Genomic DNA, 8767 nt, shown 5'->3' with positions numbered 1-8767 from the left:
TCGTGCGGGCGGTTCCGGATGTCGTACGCCGCCACGGTGGCGGCGCCGCCACGGTCCGTCAGGGGTCGCGCGGGTGAGCGGTGGCCCAGCGACGTTCCGGGCGTCCCGACGGTGGCTGGACCACCGCCAGCCGGCGTCCTTCGCGCTCGAGCCGCTCAGCGCATGCGCTGGACGCGCTCGCGGAACTTGGCCTTGTTGTCCCCGTCGATCCCGGACTTGCGGGTCTTGGAGATGTGGTCGACCTTCTGTTCCGCGCCCTGCACCGGCTCGGCCTCGATGAGGGTGTCGCGCTCGTAGGCGTGGGTCTTGTCGTTGTTGCGGTAGTAGCGGTAGATCGCCCAGTACGTCCCGAGCGCGCCGGCGGGACCGGCGGCCAGGATCCAGAGCGGACCGCTGTCGCCGGTGGCCAGGACCGTCACGAGGGCGCTCACGAGACGCCCACCAGGATCGCGCCGGCGATGCCCTCGAGGAAGGTGCCGACGGTGAGGGCGGCGAGGACCAGCCGCCACTGCGAGACCGGGACGCTGCCCATCGTCTCGCCGGTGCGCGCGTTGACCGCGATGTAGTGCAGCATCTTGGTGTCGTCCTGGAAGTAGGAGTAGATCCACACCGGCAGGTACATCGAGACCCAGCGCGAGCCGCCCACGTCGACCTTCTCGCCCTCCCAGCGCACGCCGCGGTCGAACCGGTCGAGCGAGGACTGCACCTGCGAGCGGCCGATCGACAGCAGCTGGTCCTCCAGCTTGGGCTGCAGGTCGGTGACGTCGAGGTCGCGCTTCTCGCTGGTGAACCCCACGAGGTAGCTCGAGTTCCACCTGACCGCGTTCTTGGTGTCGAACGGGAGGATCGTGTTGACGATGTTGTTGGTCGTGGTGGAGTCGAACTGGGCGCGGTCGGCCGCGCCCTCCATGGTGAGGTCGTCGACGGTGAAGGCGACCGAGCGGTCGACCTCGTAGACGTCGGCGGCGTAGTAGGTGACGGTGTTGTCGCCGTTCTTCTCCGTCCACCGGCGGGTCTGCACCTCGCCGCGCCCGGTGTAGCGGGCCTCGGCGCGCGCGTCGACCACGAGGTAGGGCAGGTAGACGCCCAGCACGTTCTCCGGGACGAACTCCTTGCGGAAGCGGGGGTGGGCGAAGAGCCGTCGCTTGCCGGCGAACTCGCGGATCTTCTCCACGGCCTCGTCGCGGGTCAGCCGGAACGGCAGCACCGCGTCGGGGACGGCGCCGTTGGGGGTGCGCTTGTTGACGTTGAGCGTGTGACGGCACCAGTGGCAGCGGGCGTTCATCGCGTGCGCGGTGTCGACCACCACCTCCGCCCCGCACCCGCCGCAGGTCAGCGTGATGATGTCGCCGGCGTCCTCGGAGATCTCCCCCGCTCCGCTGGCGATGACGGTGCCCTCGAGCTCGTCGATGCCGACACCGAGGCCGAACTCCTCCTCGACGCGCTCCTCCTGCCACTGGTGGCGGCAGAACAGGCACACCAGCATCCCGGTGGACGCGCGGAGCTGGACGTCGGTGGAGCCGCACTTCGGGCAGCGGTTGACGCCGTCGGCGAGCGACTCGTTGACGGTCTCGATGCTCGGACCGGGCTCGGGCTCGGCACGGGCGGCGGCGAGCTCCTCCTCCAGCGACAGCGGGGGACCGTCGAAGACCGGCTTGCGCGGCTCGGCGGCCGGCGCGTCCGGGTGCTGGTCGTCGGACGTCATCAGAGACCGAGCGCCTTGGCCTTCGCGGCGTCGTAGTCCTCCTGGGTGATGAGGCCGGCGTCGAGCATGTCCTTGGCCCGCTTCAGCACCGTCATCGGGTCCTCTGCTGCAGGCGCAGCCGGCGTGGCAGGGGCTGCGGGCGCGGCCGGGGCCGGCTGGCCCTGCGTCGGCTGCTGAAGCCCGCCGAGCCCGGCACCGCCGGCGGCCATGCCCATCCCGATCAGGCCACCCGGACCGGCGTTCTCGCCGGCGTTCTCGAACCCGGCGGCCACCGAGGCCTGGAGGTTGGAGTTGCCGCGCTGGCCCGAGAGGGCGTCAGCGCGCTGGACGTTCTTGAGCAGCTCACGGGTCGTGGCGTCGTACTCGATAGAGATGATCGCGGTCTTGACGATCTCGAGGCCGCGGTCGGTGCGCCACTTGTAGTTCTCCTCGACCGCGGCCGAGAGCGACTGGGCGAAGCCGATCGAGTCCTGCTGGAGCCGCGCGATGCGGTTCCCCTTGGCGGGGTCGTTGGTGTACATCGAGAAGGCCGGCGCCAGGGAGCCGACGACCTCGTTGAACAGCTGCTCGCCGGCCGGGTTGTCGATGTCGGTGAAGTCGAAGACGCCGTGCCCGTTGATCACGGAGGCGGAGACGAAGTTGCGGATGAAGGTCAGGGGGTCGGTGATCTTCAACGTGTAGGTGCCGCGGGTGATCGCGCCGACCTGGGTGTTGAGGAAGGCGTCGTCCCAGTAGATCTCCGACTGGGTGCCGAACTTGTTGTTGGGCAGCTCCTTGAGCGCCACGAAGATCGCGGTCTGCTGCGAGCCGGGGCGGCCGCCGAACTTGAAGCGCTCCCAGCTCTGCTTGACGATCGAGTCGACCAGGCCGCCGCCGGAGAACACCGACTGGGAGGCGGTCTCGTCGGAGTCCCAGACGTAGCCGCCGGGCTCGGCGGCGAAGCCGGTGAAGGCACCGTCCTGGAGCAGCACGAGGCCGTAGCCCTCGGGCACCACGATCTTCGAGCCGTTGGTGATCACGCCCTCCGACCCGCGCGTGTTGCTGCCGCGGCCGGCGTTCTGGCCCTTGGCGACCGCAGGGAACAGCGCGGCCGTGGACGGCAGGCCGTCGGGCACGCCGTAGAAGTCGAGCCACTGGTCGGCGAGCGTGCCGCCGATCGCGCCGGTCACTGCCTGGAAGAGTCCCATGTCCACAGCCTTTCGATGGGTGCGCGGGTCAGTCGCCGCGCGGACACACTAGCGCCCGGACAGGGCCTCCGGGCAGGAGTTCGGGCACGAGCGCGCAGTCAGCGCAGACCGGTCTGGAGGGCCTGCCAGGTCTCGTCGGTCACCACGCCCGTGGGCGCCTGCCCGACCCGATCCTGGTAGCGCCTCACACCCCGCGCGGTGCGGTCGGTGTAGACCCCGGTCACCTCGACCGACCGCAGCCCACCAGCGCGCAGCGCACGCTCGAGGCGCAGCACGGCCGGACCGTCCGACCCGACCTTGAGCAGCGGCGTCGATCCGCGCGCGAAGAGGCTGGACCAGGTGCGCGGGTCAGTGCGACCGGTGGCCCGCAGGTCGGCGCGGCGCTGGAAGGCGCGCACGGCCCGCTGGACGTCTCGGTCGAAGATCCCGTCGAGGCGGCCGTGGTAGCGGGCCTGGGTGCGGAGCACGCACTGCAGGGCCGCCACGCGCGGGCCGCGGTCGCCGAGGTGCAGGCGGGTGCTGCCCGGCACGTCGATGCGGGTGCCGCCGCAGGCGGTGAGCCTGCGGGGCGCGCGCGAGCCGCCGTCGAGCTCGAGGTAGTTGCGGTCGATCGTCAGCGCCACGCCTCCGTAGGAGGCCAGGGTGTGTGCCTCGTACTGGTGGACGCGCTCGCCCTCCCAGCTGGAGCCACGGACCCACTGCTCGTCGACGTCGGCGTCCGCACGCCCGTTGTACCAGGCGTACCAGACCTGGTCGGGCATGGCGTAGGACCCGGGCGAGAGGTTGTCGGCGTTGTCGAGGGCGTGGATGCCGGCGGAGACGCTGGAGTAGACGCCCGAGCGGTAGCCCAGGTCGTGCAGCGCGAGGGTCCAGCCGCTGAGGAAGCGCAGCGCGGAGCGGCGGCAGTCGTCGCTGGTGACGTCGAAGCCGCCCTCGAGGTCGTACCAGAGCGTCGTGCGCGAGGGCAGGCCCAGCTCGCGGGCCCGGGCGACCGCCGCGGCGGCCTCGGCGCGTCCGCGGGCATCGGCGGCCGCGTAGTCGGCGGCCGGCGCCGGGTCGATGCGGTCGGGGTAGGTGCTGCACGAGGCCTGCGGGCCCACCCAGATCGGGAGCACGCGCCACCCGGCCGCACGCTGCCGGGCGACCCAGGTCGCGTCGAGGTGCGGCTGGCCGGGGTCGGTCGCGGTGGTGCGGCACGACGCCGTCGAGCCGCCGATGTAGACGCCGGCCGCCCAGAACGGCGACGCCGTGAGCCAGGCGTCCATCTGCTCCTGGGTGGGCGCGCACCGCGCGTCGAAGGCGTACCCGGACAGCCCGTCGGAGCGACCGGCCGCCGCGGACGGCGCCGCGGTCGCGAGGATGGTCGCGACCATCGCGGACAGGACGGCGAGGACCGTGACGCTGAGCGCGCGGGCGCGCGGCGTGTCTGTGGTGCGGTGCATGCTTCTCCCCCGAGTGTGCGTGTGCGGCGACCCTAGCGGAGCGGACCGACGCGCCGCGGGTGCCCGCCCGGCACGTCGACGTCGGGGTCGTAGGGCGTGCTGGTGTAGACGAACGTGGCGCACTCGAGGTTGCGGACCGAGCCGTCCGGTCGCCGTACGACGTGCAGCCGCTCGCCCCGGTGGTAGCCCGTGACACCGACCAGGGCGCCGTCGACGACCTCGAACCGGTCGGTCACCACGCCTCCCCGGGCCATCGACCGCAGCTCGAGGCCGTCGTTGTGCCAGCGCACGTCCTGCGCCGAGTTGCCCCAGAACCACAGCCCCGGCACGCCCTCGGCCTCGGGCGGCACGGCCGTCGTCGGTCGCCACGGGGCGGGCCGGTCGTCGTCGGCGTCGGGGTCGCCCTCGATGAGGGAGACCGCCAGGGCGCGCGGGTCGACGCCGGTGGTCGCGTTGGCCAGCACGACGGCGCCGATGCCGCTGTCGGGGTCGACGTGGAGTGCGGCGAGGAAGCCCGGCATCGACCCGTTGTGTCCAACCAGCCGGCCTCCGGGATGCACCCCGAGCATCAGCCCCAGTCCGTACTCGGGGGTGACCGGACGCTGCATCTCGGCGAGGCTGGCGGGGGCGACGACGTCCGGGCGGGTCCCGGCGAGCACCTGGCCCCACGTCACCAGGTCGGCCAGCGTCGACCAGAGCTGGCCCGCGGGTGCCATCGCGCCGGTGTCGGTGAGCGGCTCGTGGACGCGGACGCCCGTGAAGTGGTGCACGCTCCAGCCCGGCTGCGCCCCGGGCCGCGGGAGGTAGGAGGTCGCCCGCATGCCGAGCGGTCGCAGCAGCCGGTCGGCGACCAGCGTGCGCCAGGGCGCGCCCAGCCGACGGGCCACGACCTCGCCGAGCAGGCCGTAGCCGAGGTTGGAGTAGTGGAACCACTCCCCCGGCCGTGCCACCCGGCCCGAGCCGTCGTTGGCGGTGACGAGCGCGGCGAAGTCGCCCCCGCGGGTGCGCTCCCACCACGGACCCGCCGGCTCGCTCTGCATGCCGGAGGAGTGGGCGAGCGCCTCGCGCACCGTGACCTCCCCGTAGCCGACGTCACCGAGGTGGGCCGACAGCGGGTCGTCGAGGTCGAGCAGCCCCTCGTCGCGCGCCTGGAGGACCAGCACCGCGGTGAGGGTCTTGGTGATCGACCCGATGCGGTACTGCCCGTCGAGCCCCGGGGCACGTCCCGCACCACCGGCCCAGACCGCGCCGTAGCGGTCCAGCACGGCGCCTACGACCGACGTCAGCCGGCCCTCGGCCTGGGCGACGTCGAGCAGGCGCTGTCGCTGGTCGCTCATCGGTGGTGGTGACGGGCCGTCAGTCCGCGAACGCCTCCGGCGGCGGGCACGCGCAGACCAGGTTGCGGTCGCCGTAGGCCTGGTCGATCCGGGCGACCGGGGGCCAGTACTTGTCGGGGTCGATGCCGCGCGGGAACACCGCGAGCTCGCGGGAGTACGGGCGGTCCCACTCGCCGACCAGGGCACGCGCGGTGTGCGGCGCGTGCCGCAGCGGCGAGTCCTCGGGCGTCCACTCCCCCGCCTCGACGCGGGCGATCTCCTCGCGGATGGCGATCATCGCGTCGCAGAACCGGTCGATCTCGGCGAGGTCCTCCGACTCGGTCGGCTCGACCATGAGGGTGCCGGCGACGGGGAACGACATGGTCGGGGCGTGGAAGCCGTGGTCGACCAGGCGCTTGGCGACGTCGTCGACGGTGACGCCGCTGGCCTTGGTGATCCCGCGGAGGTCGAGGATGCACTCGTGGGCGACCAGGTCGCCGTGACCGCGGTAGAGCACCGGGAAGTGCTCCTCGAGCCGGTGGGCGACGTAGTTGGCCGACAGCACCGCGACGGCCGTCGCGCGGGTCAGGCCCTCGGCGCCCATCATCCGGATGTAGGCCCACGTGATCGGCAGGATGCCGGCCGAGCCGTAGGGCGCGGCGCTGATCGCACCGATGCCCTGGCGCTTCGCGGCGTCCGGGTGCGCGTCGTGCGAGGGGAGGTACGGGGCGAGGTGCTCGCGCACCGCGACCGGCCCGACGCCCGGTCCACCACCGCCGTGCGGGATGCAGAACGTCTTGTGGAGGTTGAGGTGCGAGACGTCGCCACCGAACTCGCCGGGACGGGCGTGGCCGAGCAGCGCGTTGAGGTTCGCGCCGTCGACGTAGACCTGGCCGCCGTGGTCGTGGACGATCTTGCACAGGTCGGTGATGGTGTCCTCGTAGGCGCCGTGCGTCGAGGGGTAGGTGACCATGATCGCGGCGAGCGTGTCGGCGTGCTGGTCGCACTTGGCGAGCAGGTCGTCGAGGTCGACCGAGCCGTCGTCGGAGGCCTTGACGACCACGACCTTCATCCCGGCCATCACCGCGGACGCGGCGTTGGTGCCGTGGGCCGACGACGGGATCAGGCAGATGTCGCGGTGGGTGTCGCCGTTGGCGAGGTGGTAGCCACGGATGGCCAGCAGGCCGGCCAGCTCGCCCTGCGACCCGGCGTTGGGCTGCACCGAGACCCGGTCGTAGCCGGTGACCTCGGCCAGCCAGCCCTCGACGTCGTCGACGAGCTCGCGGTAGCCGGTGGCGTCCTGGGCAGGCGCGAACGGGTGCAGGTCGGCGAAGCCGGGCAGGCTGACCGGCTCCATCTCGGTGGTGGCGTTGAGCTTCATCGTGCACGAGCCGAGCGGGATCATGCCGCGGTCGAGCGCGTAGTCGCGGTTCGACAGGCGCGCGAGGTAGCGCAGCATCTGCGTCTCGCTGTGGTGGGAGTTGAAGACCTCGTGGGTGAGGAACTCGGTGGTGCGGGCCAGGTCGGCCGGCAGGCCGCTGGGCCCCTCGTCCACCGACGCCACGCCGAACGCGCGCAGCACCGAGGCGACGGTGGCCGGCGAGGTGCGCTCGGAGGTGGAGAGCCCGACGTGGTCGTCGTCGATGGGGCGCAGGTGCAGCCCGACCGCGCGCGCGGCGGCCACGACGTCACCGGCGCGGCCCGGGACGGCGACGGTCAGGGTGTCGAACCACGTGTCGTTGACGACCTCCACTCCCCCGGCGCGCAGCGCGGCGGCGATGCGGGAGGCGTGGTCGTGGGTGCGCCGCGCGATCCGGCGGATCCCCTCGGGGCCGTGGTAGACGGCGTACATCGAGGCGACCACGGCGAGCAGCACCTGCGCGGTGCAGATGTTGGACGTGGCCTTGTCGCGGCGGATGTGCTGCTCCCGGGTCTGGAGCGCGAGTCGGTACGCCGGGCGGCCCTCGGCGTCGACCGAGACACCGACGAGGCGTCCGGGCAGGTGGCGCTCGAGGCCGGCCGAGACCGACATGAAGCCCGCGTGCGGGCCGCCGTAGAACAGCGGCACGCCGAAGCGCTGGGAGGAGCCGACGACCACGTCGGCGCCGAAGGTGCCGGGCGCCTCGAGCAGGGCCAGGGCGAGGATGTCGGCGGCGACGACGGCCAGCCCGCCCCGCTCGTGGGCCGCGTCGATGACCGGGCGGGGGTCGCGGACCGCACCGGAGGCGCCGGGGTACTGCACCAGCACGCCGCACAGCTCGCCGTCGGGCAGCCCGTCGGTGAGGTCGGCGACGACGACCTCGATGCCGAGGCCCGCGGCCCGCGTGCGGACCACGTCGATGGTCTGCGGGAGCGCGTCGGCGTCGACGACGAACGGGCCGCTGGCGTTGCGCTGCGCCCGGCGCACCAGCGTCATCGCCTCGGCGGCGGCCGTGCCCTCGTCGAGCAGGGAGGCGTTGGCGGTCGGCAGGCCGGTGAGGTCGGCGACGACGGTCTGGAAGTTGAGCAGCGCCTCGAGGCGGCCCTGCGAGATCTCCGGCTGGTAGGGCGTGTAGGCGGTGTACCAGGACGGGTCCTCGAGCACGTTGCGGCGGATCACCGGCGGGGTGATCGTCGCGTGGTAGCCGAGGCCGATCATCGCTTCCGCGGGGCGGTTCTGCGAGGCGAGCGTGCGCAGCGCCCGTGCCGTCGCCTCCTCGTCGAGCGGGTCGGGCAGGTCGAGCGCCGCCGCGGTGCGGATCCCGCCGGGGACGGCCGCGGCCATCAGCGACTCGAGCGAGTCGTGGCCGACGGTGCGCAGCATGTGGGCGATCGCCGCGTCGTCGGGCCCGATGTGGCGCGCGACGAACTCACCGGTCACGGCCTCGCCCATCACGTCGGTGAGGGCGTCGGCGTCGGTGGGGCGGGGGGTGGCGTCCGGCACGTGGGGCTCCCTGAGGTCACGGAAGTGGCCTCCCCCTCTGTCGGTCCGGTGACCTCCAGAGTGCCAACCCGTGCGGTCCGGGTGCCTGAGAGGTTCCGGGGAGGAATTGCCCCTTCGGCGCACGCGCGGGCCACCGGGGCGACCCACCATGACTCTCCCGCACGGGATGTCGGCGAGACCACCCTACCCGGCGA

6 protein-coding genes and 1 riboswitch are annotated in these 8767 nt (G+C 72.9%); all 6 genes read right to left on the bottom strand.

Features of this window, described 5'->3' with window-relative positions; translation table 11 throughout:
• Positions 1 to 155: 155 nt before the first annotated feature.
• On the bottom strand, positions 156 to 431 hold the full coding sequence (locus tag ACFFJG_RS20645) for a hypothetical protein (protein ID WP_378520683.1): 276 nt from the start codon (positions 429 to 431) through the stop codon (positions 156 to 158).
• Entirely contained in the window at positions 428 to 1705 is a 1278-nt protein-coding gene (locus tag ACFFJG_RS20640) for a TFIIB-type zinc ribbon-containing protein (RefSeq protein ID WP_378520682.1), read from the bottom strand. The genes ACFFJG_RS20645 and ACFFJG_RS20640 overlap by 4 nt, the downstream gene beginning before the upstream one ends.
• Positions 1705 to 2892: an SPFH domain-containing protein gene (locus ACFFJG_RS20635; RefSeq protein WP_378520681.1), complete on the bottom strand. Its 1188-nt coding sequence runs from the start codon at positions 2890 to 2892 to the stop codon at positions 1705 to 1707. Before ACFFJG_RS20635 ends, ACFFJG_RS20640 begins: the two co-directional genes overlap by 1 nt.
• Positions 2893 to 2990: 98 nt before the next feature.
• Entirely contained in the window at positions 2991 to 4334 is a 1344-nt protein-coding gene (locus ACFFJG_RS20630; RefSeq protein ID WP_378520680.1) for a glycoside hydrolase domain-containing protein, read from the bottom strand.
• A 32-nt stretch (positions 4335 to 4366) separates the two neighbouring features.
• Complete coding sequence (locus ACFFJG_RS20625; RefSeq protein WP_378520679.1) at positions 4367 to 5671, bottom strand: serine hydrolase; 1305 nt, start codon at positions 5669 to 5671, stop codon at positions 4367 to 4369.
• A gap of 19 nt (positions 5672 to 5690) precedes the next feature.
• Positions 5691 to 8522: an aminomethyl-transferring glycine dehydrogenase gene (gene gcvP / locus ACFFJG_RS20620; RefSeq protein WP_378520688.1), complete on the bottom strand. Its 2832-nt coding sequence runs from the start codon at positions 8520 to 8522 to the stop codon at positions 5691 to 5693.
• Between the two features lie 114 nt (positions 8523 to 8636).
• A riboswitch (glycine riboswitch) is annotated at positions 8637 to 8743 on the bottom strand.
• Between the last annotated feature and the right edge of the window lie 24 nt (positions 8744 to 8767).

It is taken from the genome of Nocardioides zeicaulis, from assembly GCF_042432345.1.
GTDB lineage: Bacteria > Actinomycetota > Actinomycetes > Propionibacteriales > Nocardioidaceae > Nocardioides > Nocardioides zeicaulis.
Note: the sequence above shows the minus strand (reverse complement) of the source record. Positions and strands in the feature narration are given on the sequence as shown.

Excerpts from the sequence above, each read along its gene's own strand:
- ACFFJG_RS20630 (WP_378520680.1), bottom strand. The coding sequence starts at position 4,334 with ATGCACCGCACCACAGACACGCCGCGCGCCCGCGCGCTCAGCGTCACG.
- ACFFJG_RS20625 (WP_378520679.1), bottom strand. The coding sequence starts at position 5,671 with ATGAGCGACCAGCGACAGCGCCTGCTCGACGTCGCCCAGGCCGAGGGC.
- ACFFJG_RS20635 (WP_378520681.1), bottom strand. The coding sequence starts at position 2,892 with ATGGGACTCTTCCAGGCAGTGACCGGCGCGATCGGCGGCACGCTCGCC.
- ACFFJG_RS20640 (WP_378520682.1), bottom strand. The coding sequence starts at position 1,705 with ATGACGTCCGACGACCAGCACCCGGACGCGCCGGCCGCCGAGCCGCGC.
- gcvP (WP_378520688.1), bottom strand. The coding sequence starts at position 8,522 with ATGGGCGAGGCCGTGACCGGTGAGTTCGTCGCGCGCCACATCGGGCCC.